Source organism: Paenibacillus sp. M2 (assembly GCF_046713495.1).
Classification (GTDB): Bacteria; Bacillota; Bacilli; order Paenibacillales; family Paenibacillaceae; genus Paenibacillus; species Paenibacillus amylolyticus_B.
In genome coordinates this window covers 2053056-2074650 of sequence record NZ_CP169648.1, presented here as the reverse complement: position 1 = coordinate 2074650, position 21595 = coordinate 2053056, and the positions used below count along the sequence as shown (strand labels likewise).

Annotated in this window: 22 protein-coding genes; 6 read left to right on the top strand and 16 right to left on the bottom strand. The window is 44.4% G+C overall.

Annotated features, from left to right (window positions below; genetic code table 11):
• Nucleotides 1-192: 192 nt before the first annotated feature.
• From ACETMN_RS09570 to ACETMN_RS09535, 8 genes are all read right to left on the bottom strand, one after another.
• A complete protein-coding gene (locus ACETMN_RS09570) occupies nucleotides 193-1542 on the bottom strand; it encodes a jacalin-like lectin (protein WP_179198442.1) in 1350 nt (449 codons plus the stop codon).
• Nucleotides 1543-1842: 300 nt separating this feature from the next.
• Nucleotides 1843-3240 (bottom strand): Fe-S cluster assembly protein SufB, encoded by a 1398-nt coding sequence (gene sufB, locus ACETMN_RS09565; protein WP_036669904.1) that lies wholly within the window; start codon nucleotides 3238-3240, stop codon nucleotides 1843-1845.
• 20 nt (nucleotides 3241-3260) lie between these two features.
• Complete coding sequence (sufU, locus tag ACETMN_RS09560) at nucleotides 3261-3692, bottom strand: Fe-S cluster assembly sulfur transfer protein SufU (protein WP_017689537.1); 432 nt, start codon at nucleotides 3690-3692, stop codon at nucleotides 3261-3263.
• Nucleotides 3682-4902, bottom strand: coding sequence for a cysteine desulfurase (locus tag ACETMN_RS09555; protein ID WP_091014616.1), 1221 nt, complete (start codon nucleotides 4900-4902; stop codon nucleotides 3682-3684). Before ACETMN_RS09555 ends, sufU begins: the two co-directional genes overlap by 11 nt.
• Complete coding sequence (gene sufD, locus ACETMN_RS09550) at nucleotides 4899-6203, bottom strand: Fe-S cluster assembly protein SufD (RefSeq protein WP_091014617.1); 1305 nt, start codon at nucleotides 6201-6203, stop codon at nucleotides 4899-4901. Before sufD ends, ACETMN_RS09555 begins: the two co-directional genes overlap by 4 nt.
• A 25-nt stretch (nucleotides 6204-6228) precedes the next feature.
• A complete protein-coding gene (sufC, locus tag ACETMN_RS09545; protein ID WP_036609931.1) occupies nucleotides 6229-7011 on the bottom strand; it encodes a Fe-S cluster assembly ATPase SufC in 783 nt (260 codons plus the stop codon).
• A gap of 368 nt (nucleotides 7012-7379) precedes the next feature.
• Nucleotides 7380-7955 carry a DUF1802 family protein gene (locus ACETMN_RS09540; RefSeq protein WP_411736053.1) on the bottom strand — a complete coding sequence of 192 codons (576 nt, stop codon included), beginning with the start codon at nucleotides 7953-7955 and terminating at the stop codon, nucleotides 7380-7382.
• 124 nt (nucleotides 7956-8079) lie between these two features.
• Nucleotides 8080-8541, bottom strand: coding sequence for a Dps family protein (locus tag ACETMN_RS09535; protein WP_017689542.1), 462 nt, complete (start codon nucleotides 8539-8541; stop codon nucleotides 8080-8082).
• A gap of 296 nt (nucleotides 8542-8837) precedes the next feature.
• Here ACETMN_RS09535 and mtnK point away from each other — a divergent pair, with 296 nt between their 5' ends.
• Entirely contained in the window at nucleotides 8838-10055 is a 1218-nt protein-coding gene (gene mtnK, locus ACETMN_RS09530) for an S-methyl-5-thioribose kinase (RefSeq protein ID WP_179198443.1), read from the top strand.
• Between the two features lie 23 nt (nucleotides 10056-10078).
• Complete coding sequence (mtnA, locus tag ACETMN_RS09525; RefSeq protein ID WP_036609936.1) at nucleotides 10079-11152, top strand: S-methyl-5-thioribose-1-phosphate isomerase; 1074 nt, start codon at nucleotides 10079-10081, stop codon at nucleotides 11150-11152.
• 127 nt (nucleotides 11153-11279) lie between these two features.
• On the opposite strand, the gene ACETMN_RS09520 is transcribed toward mtnA, so the two are convergent.
• From ACETMN_RS09520 to ACETMN_RS09510, 3 genes are all read right to left on the bottom strand, one after another.
• Nucleotides 11280-11582, bottom strand: a complete 303-nt coding sequence (locus ACETMN_RS09520) for a YunC family protein (RefSeq protein WP_091014620.1) — start codon at nucleotides 11580-11582, stop codon at nucleotides 11280-11282.
• A 214-nt stretch (nucleotides 11583-11796) separates the two neighbouring features.
• Nucleotides 11797-12405, bottom strand: a complete 609-nt coding sequence (locus ACETMN_RS09515) for a hypothetical protein (RefSeq protein WP_091014623.1) — start codon at nucleotides 12403-12405, stop codon at nucleotides 11797-11799.
• A 146-nt stretch (nucleotides 12406-12551) separates the two neighbouring features.
• A complete protein-coding gene (locus ACETMN_RS09510; protein WP_091014624.1) occupies nucleotides 12552-12812 on the bottom strand; it encodes a hypothetical protein in 261 nt (86 codons plus the stop codon).
• A 463-nt stretch (nucleotides 12813-13275) separates the two neighbouring features.
• On the opposite strand from ACETMN_RS09510, the gene ACETMN_RS09505 reads away from it, so the two are divergent.
• Nucleotides 13276-13848, top strand: a complete 573-nt coding sequence (locus ACETMN_RS09505) for a hypothetical protein (protein ID WP_091014625.1) — start codon at nucleotides 13276-13278, stop codon at nucleotides 13846-13848.
• A 125-nt stretch (nucleotides 13849-13973) separates the two neighbouring features.
• Here the strand turns inward: ACETMN_RS09505 and ACETMN_RS09500 are convergent, their stop codons facing one another.
• Nucleotides 13974-14360 carry a DUF423 domain-containing protein gene (locus tag ACETMN_RS09500; RefSeq protein WP_091014626.1) on the bottom strand — a complete coding sequence of 129 codons (387 nt, stop codon included), beginning with the start codon at nucleotides 14358-14360 and terminating at the stop codon, nucleotides 13974-13976.
• Nucleotides 14361-14688: 328 nt separating this feature from the next.
• Between ACETMN_RS09500 and ACETMN_RS09495 the strand changes: the two genes are divergently transcribed.
• Nucleotides 14689-15159 (top strand): hypothetical protein, encoded by a 471-nt coding sequence (locus ACETMN_RS09495; protein ID WP_091014627.1) that lies wholly within the window; start codon nucleotides 14689-14691, stop codon nucleotides 15157-15159.
• Nucleotides 15160-15264: 105 nt separating this feature from the next.
• Nucleotides 15265-16113: a DegV family protein gene (locus tag ACETMN_RS09490; protein WP_091014628.1), complete on the top strand. Its 849-nt coding sequence runs from the start codon at nucleotides 15265-15267 to the stop codon at nucleotides 16111-16113.
• Between the two features lie 192 nt (nucleotides 16114-16305).
• Here the strand turns inward: ACETMN_RS09490 and pdaA are convergent, their stop codons facing one another.
• Both pdaA and ACETMN_RS09480 read right to left on the bottom strand, forming a co-directional pair.
• Nucleotides 16306-17085 (bottom strand): delta-lactam-biosynthetic de-N-acetylase, encoded by a 780-nt coding sequence (gene pdaA, locus ACETMN_RS09485; protein ID WP_091014629.1) that lies wholly within the window; start codon nucleotides 17083-17085, stop codon nucleotides 16306-16308.
• 96 nt (nucleotides 17086-17181) lie between these two features.
• Entirely contained in the window at nucleotides 17182-17592 is a 411-nt protein-coding gene (locus ACETMN_RS09480; protein WP_091014632.1) for a hypothetical protein, read from the bottom strand.
• Nucleotides 17593-17799: 207 nt separating this feature from the next.
• On the opposite strand from ACETMN_RS09480, the gene cysC reads away from it, so the two are divergent.
• Entirely contained in the window at nucleotides 17800-18438 is a 639-nt protein-coding gene (cysC, locus tag ACETMN_RS09475) for an adenylyl-sulfate kinase (RefSeq protein WP_091014633.1), read from the top strand.
• A 185-nt stretch (nucleotides 18439-18623) separates the two neighbouring features.
• Here the strand turns inward: cysC and ACETMN_RS09470 are convergent, their stop codons facing one another.
• Nucleotides 18624-20420 carry an ABC transporter ATP-binding protein gene (locus ACETMN_RS09470; protein WP_223199905.1) on the bottom strand — a complete coding sequence of 599 codons (1797 nt, stop codon included), beginning with the start codon at nucleotides 20418-20420 and terminating at the stop codon, nucleotides 18624-18626.
• A gap of 20 nt (nucleotides 20421-20440) precedes the next feature.
• Nucleotides 20441-21574: a nucleotidyltransferase family protein gene (locus tag ACETMN_RS09465; RefSeq protein ID WP_256975113.1), complete on the bottom strand. Its 1134-nt coding sequence runs from the start codon at nucleotides 21572-21574 to the stop codon at nucleotides 20441-20443.
• Nucleotides 21575-21595 lie beyond the last annotated feature (21 nt).

Here is a 21595-nt window from a genome sequence, read left to right as displayed (position 1 = left end):
CTATCATTAAATGCTAAAATCTATGAAATGGCTTGTGCTAATGGTCTTATTTTATTCCACAAAAATACCGCTCAGAATATTATTAGGGAAACCAAATGGTCTCTCCAACGTATATCCCAAGCGGCGCGCTATGCTAATATGAATCCTCTATCAGTTACATATACTATGTTTTATTTCCACCACTACACACTCCTAATTCAGAGGTCTGTAGATGACCCCCAGCTGATCCAATTCCTGTCCTGCTCTTCCATAAAATCCGGCTATATACCACCCTGCTGGTGCCTCAAGTTTGATTTGATCCGAGGTCTTTTGTCCGCCTTCAACTTTATTCCCAAGATTGGTGGACAACTCCACGTAAAAGATCCGTTTATCTCCATTACGTGTCCCCTGACCAATTGTTGCCTCGGTTAAGTACTCTCCGTCTGCCAAGTTCAGTGTGGCAATGTTGGATTGACCACCATGTGCCAGGTTCGTTCCATCCCTGTACAGCGTTGAAATGCCGTCTACACGGTTGCCTGAATTAAGCACTACTGAGCTAGGTCTGGCATCGGGAATCTGATTCAGATCATTAAACCCAGTTCCTCCAGATCCTCCGATTGTTGAACTTAGTTGGTACTGAGAAGATGTGCTGTACACAAATTCCGCTGTAATCGGATAATGATCGGAGAGTTGCTTTCCACTCGGGTCAACAAACGTTTGATTTTCTAACCGAAAGCTCTCTGCATTAAGGGACAACGCTTTACTTCCGCGATACAAAATTTTGTCCACTATCTCATAGTTGGGTCCATTTAAATTGCTTGCATCCATAAGGGCGTCTCCATCAGCGGGAATACTCCCACCTCGAATCAAATCGATCCACGGATCTCTTAAACCATTCTCAGACATGAGCAACTCTATATTGTCAGCCGCACGGGTGTACCGTGTATTGGTATCCCCGAATACGATAACAGCGTTCCCGTCCGAGTGCTCCTTTATGTAATTGGAGAGTTGTCTGATATTATCTCGTCTGGCCTCAAGCGATTTATCATCGCTACCTGCGTCCGCATGCAAGTTGTACACGTCCACTTTCACCTGAGGTGTGATCTCATATGTAGCTGCTGTAAATCCTTTTGGAGTCAATTCATCACTTCCATTGTCAAAAAGACCAGATCGCTTATCCCAGGTAATACGTTTCAAGTCACGGAATGGATATTTGGACAGACTGTTCAACCCACTACCAAAACCCGCAATTCCGCTTGTTGTCGTCAAATACGGCAGAGTGACTTGGGATATCAGCTCATTATGATAATTAAAATCCTCTTGCACATTAATAATGTCATAGTCATTTAATTTGGGGGAAATCTGAACGGTGTACTCCTTGGGGTTGGAGCTGGATACCAGATCCGGAAGGCCACCTACATTGTAACTAAGTACCTTGAATGAACCCGATACCGATCCACCTTCTGCAGCACTCGTCGTTGATAAAAATAACGGTGAGCTCGTTAAGGCAACAACAGCAGACAATACCAAGGCTGCTCCTTTTTTAACTATACTTCTTCGCATCATATACCCCCTTATATTTTAATCAATTCAAATATATGTAATATTCATTAATGGAAGAATAACGCTGGTCTATTCATTTGTAAATATACAATTTGAACTAAAGAATATTTACACTTGCCACTCCGATGACAGAATAACCTTCTGATCGCTGTTATCCCCAGATTTTTTAATAAAAATACCCCCTAGAGAGACTTTTTAAAAAGTCTGCTTTAGAGGGTATTCGATCACATAAAACTATATCTACCGCTAAGCATCAGCAACTAGCTTCAACTTCACCGCTTCAAAAAGCGCTGTATTGGATTAACCAATAGAGCCTTCCATTTCGAACTTGATCAATCTATTCATCTCAACGGCGTATTCCATTGGCAATTCCTTCGTGAATGGCTCAATGAAGCCCATGATAATCATCTGTGTTGCTTCTGCATCAGTCAGACCACGGCTCATCAGGTAGAAGAGTTGATCCTCAGACACTTTGGAGACTGTAGCTTCATGCTCCAGCATGATGTTATCATTCATGATTTCATTGTAAGGAATTGTATCCGATGTGGACTCATTATCGAGAATGAGTGTATCACACTTGATGTTGGATTTAGCGCCCTCAGCTTGACGTCCAAAGGAAGCCAAACCACGGTACGTTACTTTACCACCATGTTTACTGATGGACTTGGATACAATCGTAGATGTTGTATCCGGAGCCAAGTGGATCATTTTCGCACCTGCATCCTGATGCTGGTTTTTACCAGCTACAGCGATGGAAAGTACGGAACCTTTAGCTCCACGGCCTTTCAGTACAACCGCTGGATATTTCATCGTCAGTTTGGAACCGATGTTACCATCGACCCATTCCATCGTTGCATTTTCTTCTGCAACCGCACGTTTCGTAACGAGGTTGTAGATGTTTGGTGCCCAGTTTTGAATCGTTGTGTAACGAACACGAGCATTTTTCTTACAGATGATCTCAACAACCGCACTGTGCAGTGAGTTCGTGCTGTAGATTGGAGCTGTACAGCCCTCTACATAGTGAACGAAGCTGTCTTCGTCCGCAATGATGAGTGTACGCTCAAATTGTCCCATATTCTCAGAGTTAATCCGGAAGTAGGCTTGCAGAGGCACTTCACATTTAACGCCTTTAGGCACGTAGATAAAGCTTCCTCCGGACCAAACCGCACTATTCAATGCAGCAAATTTGTTATCTGCTGGTGGAATAACTGTTGCAAAATATTCACGCAGGATTTCCGGATGCTCTCTGAGAGCCGTGTCGGTATCCATGAAGATTACACCTTGGTCTTCCAATTCCTTTTGCATGTTGTGGTATACAACCTCGGACTCATACTGAGCCGATACACCTGCAAGGAACTTTTGCTCTGCTTCAGGGATACCTAATTTATCAAAGGTTTCCTTGATTTCAGAAGGAACTTCCTCCCATGTTTTACCTTGTTTCTCCGAAGCACGCACATAATACTGAATTTCATTGAAATCCAATCCGTCGAGATCTCCGCCCCATTTCGGCATTGGCATCTTTTCGAATTGTTTCAAGGATTTCAAACGGAATTCCAACATCCATTCCGGTTCGTTCTTAATCTTGGAAATTTCGGTAACCACTTCTGCAGTCAGACCTTTACCGGTTTGAAAGATGGATTTGTGCTCGTCGCGAAAACCATATTTGTACTCTTCCATTTCTGGTGCTTTTTTAGCCATCTTGCTCTACCTCCCTATCGTTATTGTACTTTGTTCTCTTCGTCAATCCCTTTGCGTAATGCATTCCAGGCCAGAGTGGCACATTTGATGCGTGCAGGGAACTTGTTCACACCGGATAGGGCTTCGAGATCTTCATAATCGTCGAAATCGACTTCTTCACCTTTCATCAGTGAGGAAAAACGGTTAGCGATATCGAGTGCCTGTTCCATCGTTTTGCCTTTGACGGCCTCTGTCATCATCGATGCAGAGGACATGCTGATGGAGCAGCCTTCACCCGTATATTTGGCTTCCTGAACGATTCCGTCTTTCAGCAAAATTTGTAGTGAAATCCGGTCGCCGCACGTTGGATTGTTCAAATTCACCGTGACAGCGTCATTATCAAATGTTCCGCGGTTACGCGGGTTTTTGTAGTGGTCCATTATAACACGTCTGTACAGATCATCAAGTTGCATCGCCAAAATACTCCTTTGTCTGGATTAAGGCGCTGACAAGCCGATCTACATCTTGTTCGTTATTGTATAGATAGAAGCTGGCACGAGCTGTTGAGCTAACTTCAAGCCAGCGCATTAGCGGTTGACAGCAATGGTGTCCGGCACGAATAGCTACGCCACTCGCATCCAGTACGGTTGCCACATCATGCGGATGAACATCACCCAGGTTAAAGGTAACAACACCCACATGCCGCTTGGCTGGGCCATAGATCGTTAACCCATCAATTTCGGACAGACGTTCTGTTGCATAAGCTGCCAGCACACTCTCATGATGTGCGATCTCATCCATACCAATCTGCTCCAGAAAATCAATGGCAGCTCCCAACCCTACCGCACCTGCGATAATCGGGGTTCCGCCTTCGAACTTCCAGGGAAGCTCTTTCCAGTTGGATTCGTACAGACCCACATCATCAATCATTTCACCACCGAACTCAATGGGTTCCATGGACTCCAGCAGCGCCTTTTTGCCGTAGAGTGCACCGATTCCGGTTGGTCCGCACATTTTATGACCGGATAATGCATAGAAATCACAGTCCAGATCCTGAACGTCCACCTTCATGTGAGGTGTGCTTTGTGCGCCATCAACAACGATGACAGCACCATTGCGGTGTGCAATTTCAGCAATTTGTTTCACAGGATGGATCAGACCCATAACATTGGATACATAAGCGATTGCTACAATTTTAGTATTGTTCGTAATCGTCTTCTCGACATCAGCCAATTCAATATGACCGTCAGGCTGAAGCGGAATGTATTTCAATGTTGCACCTGTCTCCTTGGCAACCTGCTGCCAAGGAATCAGATTACTATGGTGCTCCATTTGCGTGATAACAATTTCATCGCCTTCTTTGCAATTGGCGCGGGCGTACGATGAAGCCACCAGATTCAGGGCTGTCGTTGTCCCGCGGGTAAAGATAATCTCCTGTGTACTACGTGCATTGATAAACTTGGCTACCTTCTCCCGTGCGCCTTCGTAAGCGTCCGTTGCACGGCTTCCAAGGGTATGAACACCACGATGTACGTTGGAGTTCTCATACTCATAATAATGTTTGACCGCTTCAATCACAGCACGAGGCTTTTGTGAAGTTGCAGCACTATCTAAATATACGAGCGGGTGTCCGTTGATTTCCTGGTGGAGGATCGGGAACTGCTCGCGAATGGACGGGTTCATTGTCCCAGCTTCTTCTCAATCAGGGACTGCAATTGGGTGCGCAGTGCTTCCAGAGGAATATCCGCCACCACCGGAGCCAGGAAGCCATAGATGATCAGGCGTTCGGCATCCGTACGGTTAATTCCGCGCGACATCAAGTAATGAATCTGCTCGGCATTGACTTGACCAACAGAAGCCGCGTGACCTGCTGTTACATCATCTTCATCAATAAGGAGGATTGGGTTCGCATCTCCACGTGCTTTAGGGCTCAGCATCAACACTTTCTCTGTCTGCTGTCCATCGGCTTTGGTAGCGCCTTTCTCAATCTTCGTGATTCCGTTAATGATTGCAGAAGCTTCTTCACGCATAACTGCACGTGTAATCATCTGACTTGGTGTATTCTTGCCGAAGTGACGAGCTTCTGTGGTGTAGTTAATTTTCTGCGAACCGGAACCTACAGCGATGACTTTGGAATCAGAACTTGATCCATTACCTTTAAGCACAGTCATCGTGTTGCTGGCTGTGTCGCCATTATTCATTTCGCCTACAATCCACTCGATGGAAGCATCATTCTCCAACACTGCACGACGGAATGAAACATCAGTTACATTTACACTCAGTTGATGAACCGATGCGAAACGTACTTTAGCACCAGATTTTGCGAATACTTCCACAACACCATTATGGAAAACAGGTGCGGACAATTCGCCAGATACATAGTTATCAACATAAGTTACTGAACTGTTTGCTTCTGCAACCACAAGCACGTGAGGTGCAAAAGTTGCAGATGCGTCATCTGTAAGCAACACTGCTTGCAGTGGTACTTCGATTTCGACATTTTTCGGAACATACAGGAAGACCCCGCCATTCCAAAGTGCCGCATGCAATGCAGCGAGAGAATGCTCATCCGCTTTCACCGCTGTGTTCAGATATGATTTTACCAAATCGCCGTGTTCGCGAACCGCTGTAGCCAGATCCGTGAAGATGACTCCTTTTGCTGCCAGATCAGCAGACACCTTAGAGTATACCGTACCGGAATTGCGCTGGATAACCAGACTGCCTTCAGCTTGATCCTGAACCAGATCTTTGATAGAAGCAGGTACTTCTGTCAAAGAAGAAATAGCTTCACTTGTTTTATATGTTCCGTACTCGCTGACATTCCAGCGTTCAATTTTTTGTTTTTCCAGTTTAGGAAGCGCAAGCCCGCTCGCAAGCTTTAAAGCTTCGAGCCGCTGTTCGGTCAACCAGCCGGGTTCATTGTTGCTTTCCGACAAGGCGCGAAGCGCTTCAGATTCAACCGGAAGAATTGTTTGTGTAGTCATTGATTAATCCTCCTCCGTTTTGTCTTTACGCTTCTTGGCCTACAGTTTCGTCTGTAATTCCCAGCTCTGCCTTTACCCAGTCATACCCTTCCGCTTCCAGACGGTGAGCCAATTCAGGTCCGCCGGATTTCACGATACGACCTTGCATCATTACATGAACATAGTCAGGCGTAATGTAGTTCAACAGACGTTGGTAGTGAGTGATGATCAGGAAGCCACGATCTTCGCTCTTCATAGCGTTCACACCGTCAGCCACGATTTTCAAAGCATCGATGTCCAGACCGGAGTCAATTTCATCAAGTACTACGATTTTCGGATCAAGCAGCATCATTTGCAGAATCTCGTTACGTTTTTTCTCACCACCGGAGAAACCTTCATTCAGGTAACGGTGAGCGAACTCAGGGTTCATGTCGAGTTCTTTCATTTTACCTTCCATTTGACGAATGAACTTGATCAGGGAGATCTCGTTACCTTCGCCACGACGTGCGTTAATTGCACTACGCAAGAAGTCGGAGTTTGTAACACCTGCAATTTCACTTGGGTATTGCATAGCCAGAAAGAGACCTGCACGTGCGCGCTCATCTACAGCCATATCCAATACATCTTCACCATCAAGCGTAATTTTACCGTCTGTTACTTCATATTTAGGGTGACCCATCAAGGCAGAAGCCAGAGTGGATTTACCTGTTCCGTTTGGTCCCATGATTGCGTGGATTTCTCCACCTTTCATTTCCAGGTTGATGCCTTTCAGGATTTCCTTACCTTCGATCGTCGCTTTCAGACCTTCAATGACGAAATTCGTAGCCATGTGTATTGTTTCCCTCCATTGATTAAATTGATGTTGTTGTCGAAAACGAAAAAGCGCCTATTATATCTGAACAGGGCTTCCCCTGAATTTCTCTTGTACTCGAATCTTCAAAGCAAGAACACTTTAGAATAATTCTAAACTGATTCTCAATGATAATCAAGTCATTTCCTAAGAACGTTGGTCCTTACAGGAAACATTATTCTTTCTGATTCTATATTAAAAGACAAATTGAATCAAATCAGAAAACATCTTACGCAGAAATGTACAGTGAGAAAAATCACGGCAATTCAAGCTTTTATGTCCTCTGCTGTATACTAATCTAAAAAAAGGACTTATCCAAATTATGGACAAGTCCCTCCGTTTACCATTTACAATTTGAGCATCTCGTTAATCTTCTGTACCTGTTCGTCAAAATCCGCAACGTCCACCACCGGCGTCATTTCGCGCGGCACCGGACCATTCGGAATAGAAATCCATGAACGGCAACCATTATATTCAGGCAGTACGGGGATTTCCATCGGTTCTTTCAAAAGGTACACACGTAAAATCAATACATGGAGCGGATCTTTCCGTTTCCATTTCAAACGGTCTTCGGCAAAATCCGCTGTCCACATATGAAAGTCAAGAAGTCGATCCAGCATCTCCTGATCTCGTATCTCCAGATCCTGCGTTACTTCGGCATATGCAGTAATACGGATTGTCAAAGCTTCGTGCACCCATTCGGCCAGTGATTCTTCAACATAGGATTGATCCGAGGACTTAATCAGTTCTTTACGCTGATGTTCATAAGTCGGATACAGGTAAAACGCCGGACTTTTCAGCTCAAAATGTCGGGTTTCCTCTACAATACCACCTTTGCGCATCACCATAATCTGGCGACCCGTTTCCAGTGCTTTGATTGCAGATGCCCATTCTTTTAAAGCCGGTATCGTTGGTTCTAACATAAGCGGTTCCCTCCCCTATCGTTCTTGTCAGCAGTATAGACGCTCAGTGCGTTTCTGACAACATGATAAGGGCTCAGAAAGCTTACGCAAGAGACCATTTGTATTAGGCAAAATCTTGGCTATATTAACCCAGGAAAGAGCGAAGCATCCACATGTGTTTCTCAAGGTCAGCCTTAAAACCTGTCAGCATATCGGATGTCGGTTGATCTTCAGCTGCATCTGCAACTTCGATACCTTCCTGATATTCATTCGAAAGTGTAGCGAAGTCCTCGATCAGGTTTTGAACCATTGTTTTTGCGTCTTCTCCACCTGCTGCTTCTTGGATAGAGGAAAGCTCCAGATACTCTTTCATTGTAGCCGCTGGGCTACCTTTCAGCGTAAGGATACGCTCTGCGATTTCATCCATTTGTACTGTAACTTCGTTGTAGAACTCTTCGAATTTCACATGCAACGTGAAGAAGTTAGGTCCCTTAACGTACCAGTGATAGTTATGGATTTTAACATACAATACGTTCAGATTAGCTACCTGACGATTAAGTACTTGTTCCACCGATTTTGCTTGATCTGTTTTGTTTTTTGTAGCCATATTAATCCCATCCTTTATTTAAAATTAGTCTGTCATGCCGTGGTAAGCAGGTTGTCCCGCAATGCGTAACAGAGAGTTAATAATGTGTCACCACATGTAGTGGAGAGGCTTGTTAACGGCGTTTCTCTCAACCGTCCGACCTATTTGTTTTTACCCTTGAACCGGAAGTTCGAATCAGGATCGACTTGACTTGTCTCAAAAAAAAGTTCAAAAACCGCGTTATTTCCGATATACTGACATATACCAAGCAAAGAAGTGGGTTTTCCTGTTTCTTCATATATATGGAGGTGGCACCTTTGTCCCAATATCGCCCGTTTACCCCCCAGGATGCAATTGAACTGGCCAAAACATTACCGGGTCCATTTGCGGCAGATGCAAATCTGGATTGTCACGAGATCGGCGACGGCAATCTGAATTTGGTTTTCCACATCACGGATCAGAACTCCGATAAAAGTATCATTATCAAACAGGCGCTTCCTTATGCGAAAGTGGTTGGAGAATCATGGCCGCTCTCTCTGGTACGTGCCCGCATTGAACGTGAGATTCTTCAGGAAGAGTATCGTCTGTGTCCAGGTATGGTACCCGAAGTGTATCATTACGATGATGACCTCGCGTTAACGGTTATGGAAGATCTAAGTGATCATGTGATCATGCGCAAAGGCTTGATCGAAGGTGTTTCCTATCCTCTTTTTGCACAGCATATTGGGGAATTCATGGCAAGAACGCTGTTCTTCACATCCGACTTGGGCATGGATCAGCAATTGAAGAAGGAAAAACAGGGCAGATTCATTAATCCGGACCAATGCAAAATAACGGAGGATCTGATCTTTGATGAACCCTATCGGATCGCCGAGAAAAATAATTATGATGCTTCCATTGAAGACGAGGCTGAAGCCCTTCGCACAGATGGAGAACTTCACCTTGAAGTGGCATTACTACGGGAAAAATTCCTGACACACGGGCAGGCACTGCTTCATGGAGATCTGCATACAGGCAGTATTTTTGTTACACCTGAATCAACAAAGGTCATCGATCCCGAATTTGCATATTACGGCCCCATGGGATTTGATGTTGGTGCAGTCCTTGCGAACCTGCTCTTGAATTACTCATCCCTGCCAGGATGGATTCAGGATGAGACTGCTTTGCGTGAGCGTGAGACGCTTATGCTGAATATGGTTGGTGATGTATGGACTGAATTCGAATCTCGTTTCCGTGCCCTCTGGGTTCACGACCTCGTTGATCCGATGGCAAAAACGCCAGGCTATCAGGATCTGTATGTCCAACAATTGTTCAGAGATTCGATCGGCTTTGCAGGTGCCAAAATGGTTCGTCGTATCGTGGGACTCGCTCACGTGGCAGATATAGATACCATTCCAAATGCGACTGAACGTGAACATGCTCAGCGTAAAGCGTTGTCCATTGGTAAAGCATTGATCAAGAACAATCGTCGCTTGAATACCATCGGCGAAGTAATGGATATTGTATCCACAGCTGTTACTACTACTAAGGCTTAACATAAGGAACGGAGGAATCACCCATGACAACCCCTGAATATCAGCCTCTGTCCTCTCTCATCTGGAAAAAGGACAAGCTTGAAATGCTTGACCAGCGTCTGCTGCCCGAAACGATCCTCATGTTGAAACTGTATACACCCGAGGAAGTATGGGAATCCATCCACTCCATGAAAGTACGCGGTGCTCCGGCGATTGGTATTGCTGCTGCATTTGGTGTTGTATTGGGTGCCAAATCATATGACGGAACAACTGTTCAAGGTTGGTTGGACCACGTGAAATCCATATGTGCTCATCTGGCTACTTCCCGTCCAACCGCGGTGAACCTTTTCTGGGCACTGGATCGCATGATGCAAAAAGCAAATGAGGTCGTTGAATCCGGCCTGAGCCTGGATGAAGGCAATGATGCTCTTGAAGTAGAAGCTCTGTTAATTCAGAAGGAAGACGAAGAAGTATGCCGCATGATCGGCGAGAATGCACTGCCTTTATTCGAAGATGGTATGGGTGTACTCACTCACTGTAATGCAGGTGGACTGGCTACTGCGAAATATGGTACGGCAACTGCTCCAATGTATCTCGCACAGGAACGTGGCATTCACCTGAAGGTATTTGCAGACGAAACTCGTCCCGTACTTCAGGGTGCACGCCTGACTGCATTTGAGCTACAGCAAGCCGGCATAGACGTTACGCTGCTCTGTGATAACATGGCAGGCATGGTGATGTCCAAAGGCTGGATTCAAGCCGTTATCGTCGGAACGGATCGTGTTGCAGCTAACGGTGACGTAGCTAACAAAATCGGAACATACAGCGTGGCCGTGCTTGCCAAGGCTCACAATATTCCGTTCTATGTAGCGAGCCCATTGTCGACTATCGACTTGTCCACTCCATCCGGGGACCTCATTCCGATTGAGGAACGCGCTGCGGAAGAAGTGACCGAAGGATTTGGTAAACGTACAGCGCCGCAAGGTGTTAAAGTATACAATCCAGCATTTGACGTAACGCCTAACGAATATGTAACAGCTATTATCACGGAGAAAGGCGTTGTTCGCGCTCCTTTCCAAGAAAATCTGGCTGCCTTGTTCGCAAAGGAAGAAGCTTAACTTAATAAGAGTATTCAAGAAAAAGGTTCGTGTATAGAGCTAGTAGCTACTGATGTGCCCGGCTCTGTATTAGAACGCTAAGACGCTAAAGAAGGGCTTCCCACATGGGGAGCCCTTTTGTTAGTTCTTAGATCATTTTCAACAAAGCCTCTACACCCGTCATGCCAACCGTAATGCCCATGGCCTCGGCTTCTGTTGTCACCGACTCCATAGGTGCATGCAACAATTGCTCCAGTGTACGCACACCAACCGCCCGAGCTGCAATAATTTTTCGATCCCCGAGCTTCTCATTAAGTAATCCCACGTCGAGTGCTCCGCACATGATATATCCTTTGGATGTGTTAATGGTCAACAACGTTGTTTTCGGTAGCTTGACTTCTACCCCAACCAATACATGCTCTCCAACTATAATGGGCTCCATCGTCACCATAATTTCCCGATCCACCTCCTCTTCCACAGGTCACGATAATTGTATGCCTCATTCTGGATTGTCGTGTGGACACCTGCCGTGTTTGAGAAAATGTAGGTACTTACAGTTCAAATATATTGTTGGTAATTCTTTTCCCAGACTTAGATAATAGATATATGCTTTCATTGGAATATGAAAAGCCACCTCAGAAATGAGGCAGCTCTCATAATAATCATTAATATTTTTGAGCATCTATAAGTTCATCAAGGTCATACTTTAAATTATAATCTGTGTATATCACTCTGAGTCTTACAGCATCAGTAACCCTAGCCAACATCAAACTAATACTGGTTTTTTTCTTGTCAATTACCCAATTAGATTCAAGAGCAATAGCACCCGTGACTATATCTTTTTCTACTTCCTCGCTATCATAAAGTACTCGTTTCCCACCTGGAGTTAAACCATCTTTGAAGTTAATTGAACCATCATATTCGTCTAAGAGATCACGTTTTATGCTGAAGTATTTATAGTACTTATCCATAGTGGTTTTTTTAGAATCATTAGGATAAATCTCGTATACTGCCCGTACTAATTTATTTTTATAGAATATGTATACTAGTTTTGCGTTTACTCTGAATCCCGTAGTTTTGTATTCCAGTAGTGAGATATCCTTGATTTTGGTTGTATCTAACAATTTCGACTTCTCTTTCTTTTTAACCTGATTGACTGTCATTCCCCAATTTACGTTCTTAAAATCATACTTAGTAGTTGCTGTTGCTGATGCATATGTAGTTGAAACGACAAACAATAATAAAACTAAAAACGACAAAACTAACTTCTTCATATGTAGACCTCATCTCCTAAATTATGGAATGATTATACCATGCCAAAAGGAGCGGGTCTATGGGATTTGATAGAAGGGATTAGAACGCAAGGAATAAACACCAATAAAAGCCCCCCTCACCCAAGATGAGTTGAATTGAGCCTAACTTAAAACGTATGCTCATCATTCTTTAATCGCCTTATCTCCGTTAAATCTCTTCTAATTCCCAGTACACGTCTATGAAGTACACTTCGATCTATTGATTCAGCTACTGACTTTTTGAACTGAACATCCAATTCACTTAATTGCTCCTGAGCTAGTTTCTTTTTATGTATTGGTTTAACTTGAACTTTTGTAGTTTCAGGCTTGATAGGCTTCAATCTTTTCTGCTTCATAATCTGTTCAAATACACTGTCCTCTTGATGCATAATCTTCATTCCTTAATGTGTGATGAGCATATTGTAACACAATAACGAGAAGACGGTTGTTAAACGTCATAGTACAAACAATTAGAGTGGGCATAAGATGAATGTTGTCTCATACGGGTTCATTATTTACATGTACCAGCACTTTGCGACTCTACTCCAAAATGAGGTGCGATAAGTTGCTCCGCACATGCCAATACGCGCTCTCCAACAATAACGGACTGCATCGGTCAACAAATTTCCCGATCCACCTCCTCTTCCACAGTTCACGAAAGTTGCTTTCCTCAGTCTAGATTGTCTTGTGGACACTTCTAAAAGACGTGAATAATAAGGTTTATCTGTGATATTTACCCATTTGTTTCGACATATTTCTGCGTCTCTAGCACTATGATAATTTCCTTTTTAATGATATAGTGAATTGAAGCGTTTTTTTGAGCTGACATACTTTTTAACGGGGCTGGGATGAATGAAAGAAACCTTATCCAATCAAGAGGACATCGGCTTTTTATTTAATGTCGATATACTTATTAAGAGCCGCTCAAATGCATTGGCACTGCAGTCCCTGTTGGAGTTCATAAACAATGAAGAACAAATTGCGGACTTTCGGATTCAATCCGGCATAGAGTTAGGCAAAATTATTGAAGCGACACTCCAGTCCAAGAAGGACTCTTTCGTCACACTTCACAACGAACGCAAAAAAGCCAACGCAGCACAGAAGGCGTCCACTGCAGCTCAGACACCTGCCTCACCTGCTCCAGTCAAAACACAGAATCAACAAGAAAAACCGGTTAGCGAGAAAAAGCCTGCCACCCAAACATCCAATGTTTCCGATGGAAACTCGTTTGACGCGTGGATTGACACGCTCATTAAAGAGAATAAACTCACCCGTATTGTTGTCAATAACAAGAACGGTAAACATCAGAGCATTCCTTGCCGTATTCTGAATTTTGATCGTGATACCAGTATTGTGAGCATCTACCATGTCGATGAAAAACAAGTGTATACGTTCCGAACCAATGAAATCGATGAGTTTCTGTAACTAACTTCATCGGATTAAAACAAAAAAGCAACTTGCGTTAGAATGACGGAACATTCTAACGCAAGTTGCTTTTTTAGTTCTATGGTTCATGGGGGATTGAACCCTCCAAGATTTGTTTGGACCGATCAGGAGCGATCCTTACCTCGCTGCCATACATCTAATGCCAATAACAACCATCCGGCAATGAAGGCTACCCCACCAATCGGTGTGATGGCACCCAGAATCTTGATGCCAGAAATACTAAGCACATACAAGCTGCCTGAGAACACGATAATTCCGATAAACAACAAACGTGCTGCCCACTTCAGTTTTGTAGATCCTCCAAGTTGACCAGCCGTCAAGCCAATAATGAGCAAAGCCAATGCATGAATCATATGATATTGCACACCTGTCTCATATGTAGCTATGGCCGCCGGTCCAATCGTATCCTTGAGCATGTGAGCACCAAACGCACCTATCGCCACTGATAGCATGGTCATTACAGCTCCAAGCATCATCCATCTTCGTTGCATATAAGTTCTCTCCCTTAATTCAACTCTTCCTCCTATTATTGTAGCGAATCCACTCCTCCTTTACCAGTCGGGGTGGAGCTTCAAAGATCATATGTCTGTTTATACTTAACAATTCTATCCCTGCCCTATAAATTGTAGGAAACAAGCGTAAATCCTTGATTTTTATCGATATTTATGGAAAAGTAAACAGGTATGTAATCGTTGTATTTTAAGTGCAATTTCAAAAAGATTGGTTTTTAGTACCGAGAAGATGGGATGAAGCTAGTAATTACTCATCGATTAGGTTAATAACACTCAGTACGATGATTAAGGGAGGCAAGTCAACATTATGGATAATCGTGATTCCTATAATTCAGGTTATAACAACACGGATCAGAACCCTGGCCATGCAGATCCATACAATAACAATGGGTATGAAGCCTACCCGCCAGATCATGAGAGGCAACCAATGATACCACTGAAACATTCCGGACCTGGGATCGCCAGCTTTGTTATTGGATTGGTTGCAATCTTGGGTTATATTCTGATATTCTTTATTGCCACAATGGCTGTAAACGAGTCCATCGGAGTTCTCACCCCGTTGCAGACAGAAGAGATCGCCTTGCATCCAGCAGTGGTTCTGGCTTCATTAGCCATTCTGGTCTGCCTGATTCTCAATTTGGCCGGAGGCATCGTCGGAATTATTGGTCTTGTCCTCAAGAATCGAAAGAAAGTTTTTGCCATTATCGGAACCATATTAAATGGGATCATGATTCTGTTATTCGTTGGACTTATCTTGGTAGGCATGACGCTGATGTAACGCTTTGCATCAGCGTCATGTTTCCTTATAATTAAAATGAATGGGTTTACACATAAGTATAATCTATATTTTTTGCCAAAATCATTGTTTTTAAAGGAGATTGACATGTCACGAATCAAAATTTTTGCGGACAGCACAAGTGATCTGGCTCCAGAATGGATCCAGCAGCACGATATCGGAATCATCCCTTTATATGTCGTGTTCGGTGAAGAATCACTGAAAGACGGTGCTGAGATTAAACCTGAACAGCTATATGAACGTGTTAGCCAAGATGGGCGTCTTCCCAAAACAGCTGCACCTTCCCCCGCTGACTTCATAACGGCATTTCAACCTTACATAGATCAAGGGGATGAGATTTTATATATCAGCTTATCTTCTGAACTTTCTTCTACCTATCAAAATGCACGACTAGCGAGTTCCGAGTTCCCGGAAGGTCGAATTTCGGTCATTGACTCACAGAATCTCTCATCAGGAATTGCGCTGATGGTGATGAAAGCTGTACATGCTGCTGATAAAGGACAAAACCTGACTCAGATTACACACCTGATTGAGGCAATGAAATCAAATGTACGCACCGAGTTTGTCATCGATACACTGGAGTATCTGCATAAAGGCGGACGCTGTTCGGGCATGCAGAACCTGATTGGAAGCCTGCTCAAGATTCGTCCTGTCATCCGGGTAACGGATGGCAAGATGGCACCTGCCTATAAAGTGCGCGGCAAACGGGAGAAAGCGCTGGAACAAATGCTGAATAATACGCTCAGCCATAAGGATCAGATCGATCCAGACCTGCTGATTGTTGTGCACACCATGGCTGAAGAGGATGCGCTTGACTTGCAGAAGTCTTTGCAGGAACAAACCGGTGCCCGAGTTGAACTAACCACTGCTGGTTGTGTAGTATGCAGTCATTGCGGCCCGAAAACAATTGGAATCATCTATAACACTGTTTTATAGTATTACACTTTACATCGTATCGTATTACCCGATCCTTTCTTCTAAATCTATATGTGGTACATCCAATACTTGGACTGGCATACCGTTATAACTAAAAAGGGCATTCCGAGCTTAATCGCTCAGGATGCCCTTTAATATTTCGCTAAATTTTTTGATGACTTACGTTTGGTCCTTTGTTCATTACGATACAGATCAATAATTTTTGGTCCGCAGATCATTCAGACTTTTGAATGCATATCCTTGCTTGCGGGCCTCATCAATAATGGAACCCAGAGCTTCCGTGTTATCTTTGGATACCGAATGAAGCAAAATGACAGCGCCCGGATGGAGTTGTTTCAACACCTGTTGATGAGCATATTGTGCGCCACGCTGCACATTGGTATCCCAATCTTTATAAGCAACAGACCAGAACACATTCACATAACCCTGAGCATGACTCTCTGCAAGCGTACGATTGTTAAAAATCCCGCGCGGTGGGCGTAAAAAGGTCGCTTGTTGACCCGTCAACCGATTGACCTCTGACTTGACCTTCTCAAGTTCCTCTCTAAGCTTTTCATTGGAGATGCGGGTCATATCCGGATGACTCCATGAATGATTACCGACAATATGACCTTCAGCCGCCATACGTTTGACCAACTCAGGCTGATCTTTCAGATAATGACCTGTCACAAAGAAAGCCGCTGGCACCTTCTTGGTACGCAAAACATCCAGTATGGCAGGTGTGAATCCATTCTCATACCCGTTATCAAACGTGAGATACAACTCCTTTTGCTTCGTATCCCCCAGGAAAATGGCATCGTTATGTTGTAAGATCGATTTAAAGCCTTCCTGATCAATGGAGGGCAGTTGACCGTTTTGACTTTTTTTGAAGCCAAAGTGATACGCTCCGGTAACCGGTGATGCTTCAGTCAGTGCCGGCACCATACTGATGGATAACAGTGTCACCAGTATATATAGAACCATTCGCTTCATTCCATCCGCTCCTGTTCCTGAAAATTCGGTTAGTCGTTTGCACACACGAACACCTTCAGGTAATATGCCACAGGAACAGCTAATGTATGTAAATCCTTAACGATCAAAACGTTTATTTTCAGGTTGTGGCGGAGATTGATAGAACAATTCAAGCAAGGTCTGGGGTTTGCCACTGGAGGCAAGCCATTCCCTCACGGTCTGTATGGCACGAGTTTGTCCATCTCCCCGATCACGCCATGTAAGCAACTCGATAACTTTGATAATCAAGGCAGACATATTATGATTATCCAGTTCAGATCGTTCTGCTCTCAGCTTGTGATATAACGCCTCCTGTTCCCAATCCAGAAGAATTTCATCACCAATGGTTGGCTTCAAAAGGGTGTACGCTCTGTCACAACCTTTACAACGAACTGTGCTGACCTGTTCATCTATAAATTCCACTCGAACCTCCTGATGGCAATCCGGGCATTTGAATCCAACTTGTATGTTTTGTATGTTTTCGTTCATGACATTGTTCCTCCTGCGATGTGAGCATTTTACATCATTTCATGCAAAAAACTCCTTGGATATATGCATAATGCTTATGTATGTACTACATCTATACCCGATATTTTGTCGATTCACGCTTATTTTGAAGAAATCTGTAAGGTGCTATAATCTTGTAAATATGTTAAAATATTATACATATCATGGTAGGGAAAAGGCGGGATACTCATGTCGAAGGAAGAGCGCAATATAACCTGGCAATCATCCAGCATCAACAGACAGGACCGGGAGAAACATAATGGGCACCGTAGTCGTGCCATCTGGTTCACCGGGTTATCAGGTGCAGGAAAGTCATCCCTTGCATTTGCCCTGGAGCAGTATCTTTACGACCAAGGCGTACGCTGTTATGTTCTGGACGGGGATAATGTACGTCATGGACTGAACCGTGATCTCGGTTTTACAACAGGGGATCGTCAAGAAAATTTGCGGCGAATTGGAGAAGTATCGAAGTTAATGGTAGATGCCGGGTTGTTTGTACTTTCGGCTTTTATCTCTCCTCATGAACAGGATCGGGAGATGGTTAGACAGTTATTTGAACCAGATGATTTCATTGAAATCTATGTGCGCTGTTCAATTCAAGAATGTGAGCGTCGTGATCCCAAGGGTCTATACAAAAAAGCCCGCAATGGTGATATCCCGCATTTCACAGGCATTTCCGCCCCCTATGATGTACCAATATCTCCTTCATTTATTATCGATACAGAGCAATGGTCCATTGAGGAAGCCGTGCAAGAGATCGTACAGCATTTGGAGCAGATCGGTGCTCTTCAACTGCCGCTTCCTACGAAAACAGCTGTTGTTCATTAATCCATGGTCAATATACGAACCACCAACATGAAAGGCGCGCCCATCGTGGCGCGCCTCTTTTACGTGAACCCATTGCTGGTTATACCATCAATAAATGAATACAGAGAAGAAGATACACATGCTCTACCATCGCGTTTGAACGTCTTCTAATGTCCACTCACTTACTTACTCACTTACTTACTCACTTACTGCCCCACGACACCCGCTTGCATATTAAGAAGCTTTCTGAACGTCCCTACCGGATCTGTAGATAACTGCTGGTACCCGCCTTCTTGAATCACCCGACCTTCATCAAGCACAATTACACGATCTGCCGTCCGTATCGTGGACAATCGGTGTGCAATCACGATAATGGTCACATGTCCTTTTAGCCGTTCTAACGCCTCATGAATGTACTGTTCATTCTCACTGTCCAGCGCACTCGTTGCTTCATCCAGTACCAATACAGAAGGATTACGCAGCATAGCCCGGGCAAGCACCAATCGCTGACGTTCACCCCCGGATAGACGAATACCCCGATCACCAATGATCGTATCCAGACCCTGAGGCAACTTCCGTACAAATGCCGCAGAGGAGGAAAATTGCAAAGCCTGCCACATCTGTTCTTCACTTGCATTTGGATCAACAAGACGCAGATTCTCACGAATACTCGTATGAAACAGGAATGGGTCCTGGGAGACATATCCGATGGAACTTCGCCAGCTCAATAATCGTTCTTCTGACAGAGGCACTCCGTCAATCAGAATACGACCAGATTCAGGCCTTACGAGGCCCATAATCAGATCTATCAGCGTGCTCTTGCCTGCTCCGGATTTCCCCACAATTGCGGTCATACCCCTTGCTGGAATCGAAGCGTGCACATTTCTCAATGAGTACGCATCACTTCCCTCATAGCGATAGCAGACATCCTCACAGGTGATAGATTCCTTCAGTTCCATAGGTTGAATCCCATCAGTTCCAACGTCTCCTGCCGAAGCAATCTCTGCACTAATCTCACGACTTTTCGCCGTCTGCGCTTGCAGTTCTCTGACTACCCGAAATGCAGGCAGCATGGAGCTGATGTACTCCAGATTGGACTGAATCGCCGTAAACCTTGGCCATAACCGGGAAAAGATAAGGATAATGAGCAGCAGACTTGCGGGTGGCACCGTCATTACACGGAGAGAAAGATAGATGAATGCCGCAATGATGATTGCCGCGGACATCCGGTGAATCAGCTGTGTCCCACTGTTCAATTGGCTAAATTGAATGACATTGCGTTCTATCTGTCTGCACATACGCTCAAACCAGTTCATGTGTGAGCGCTCAAGCATATTGCTCTTAATATCTTTAATGCCGTTAAAATGCTCGGTAATGCCGTTATAATAACTTTGTGAGAATTCAGAGGTCTGGTCTCCGATCTGCTTGGCCCGCTTGACGAATTTTCGTAAGACGATAAATAATAACAATCCACAGACCAGCACAAGTGCCGTCAATTTGGCGGATAACCAAAAAGCAAGACCGATCTGAATACCCGTAAAGATCAGAGAGGCTGCCATTTGCAGCATAATGCTCGTTCCCTGGCTCACACGTGCAAGTTCAGTCGTTAATATATGGTTGAAATCGGATTTTCGTTTTTGGAGAAAAAATGACCATTGCGCCATAATAATAGCAGCATAGGTTTCCATGCGCAGCGTTCGTACAAATTGCTGCTGGATTCGAGTATTGCGGATCGTCTGGAGACGCTGCATCCAGGCCTGTCCGGAGACAATCAACACAAAGGTAAACAATACGAGTAACAATTGGCTATTATCAGAAAAACGATTCAACACCTCGCCAAGCCAGGGAATGTTTAAGCCTGTGGAGCCCATCTCAAATATGCCAATCAGACTCAGCATCGGAACAAGCATGTAGATACCGATCCCTTCCATGAGACTGATACAGATCATCCCTAGCAGATTCCAATATAAAATGGGCCCCGTGACATGATGCAACTTTCGCATGAAATACCTTAATTCCGAGATCATACTTTACCCCTTTCCGTCACCGTATACCTTTTAATTCGCCGCCAGAACCAGAGAAACGGACGTAACGGAAAGTATAGAAAAAACAAAGAACGTGGAAGTGGCAATTGATCCACATCCCATGTACTTGGATATAAACGTTCAATAAAGAAAAACCATTTCTGTTTTGTACTTCGAAGTTTAAACAGATACGATGGATAAGACTTCATATCAGCCGGACTTTCCAGCATGTCGTTCATGAACTTTGCACCTTCGTTGGCTAATCGCTTGCCTGTACGGTCACTCAAGGACATCAAGGACCTGTACTCTACATCCAGCGACGTATTCAACAGATCTGAGGCTAAGTGAAGAGCCTGCGAACCGATCGATAAACGTCCCTCCGCTTTCAGACGTCTCTCTAATTTCTTCACATCAAGTGGCATGCTGCGGATCATCTGGTCGATATCCAGTAACCAGCGCAGTCTGAACCAGCCGTGTCGTGCACCATGGGTTACGAGATAGGCCCATAGATCTTCTTGTTCGAGCATACGGACAGGTGTCTGTGTGTATGAACTGAACCGGCTGCGTTTCCACAGCAATTCAAAATCGGTTTCTTTGCCCGAATCCGGGTTCAGGCGCCAATGGATCTCCACTTGAGTCCTTTTGACCGGATGAGTGTAACAGATATGATGTTCCCGCCATTTCCAGCTGCGCACCGTAGGTGCCCGCTCCCCTTCCTTGGATACATATCCGAGGGTAGCCAGAATGCCTTCAGCCGCTTCCACATCATTAAACGGAATCAGGATATCCAGGTCTTTGGAGGTTCGCATGGATACATCGCCATAGAGATCATGGGCGAGCGCTGGTCCCTTTAGTGTAATATTGCGGATACCGCGTTCACGAAAGGCTCCACAAACCTGTTCCATTTCAGCTGTCAGATGTAACATGCGGAACGTATTGACCGTATATTGTTGTCTCAGACTCTCCATAACATCTGCAGGAATGATTGCAGAGTTCAATTCTTTCATTTTCAAATAAAGGACAGAGTATAAGCGGTGATGATAGACAAGCCGCAGAAAGAGCTGCCAATCGGTTCCTTGCAAACCCGCCTTGAGTTCTTCAGGGGATAGAGCCGTCAGATCACCTCTAATCATGCTCAAAATCAGCTTAAGCTC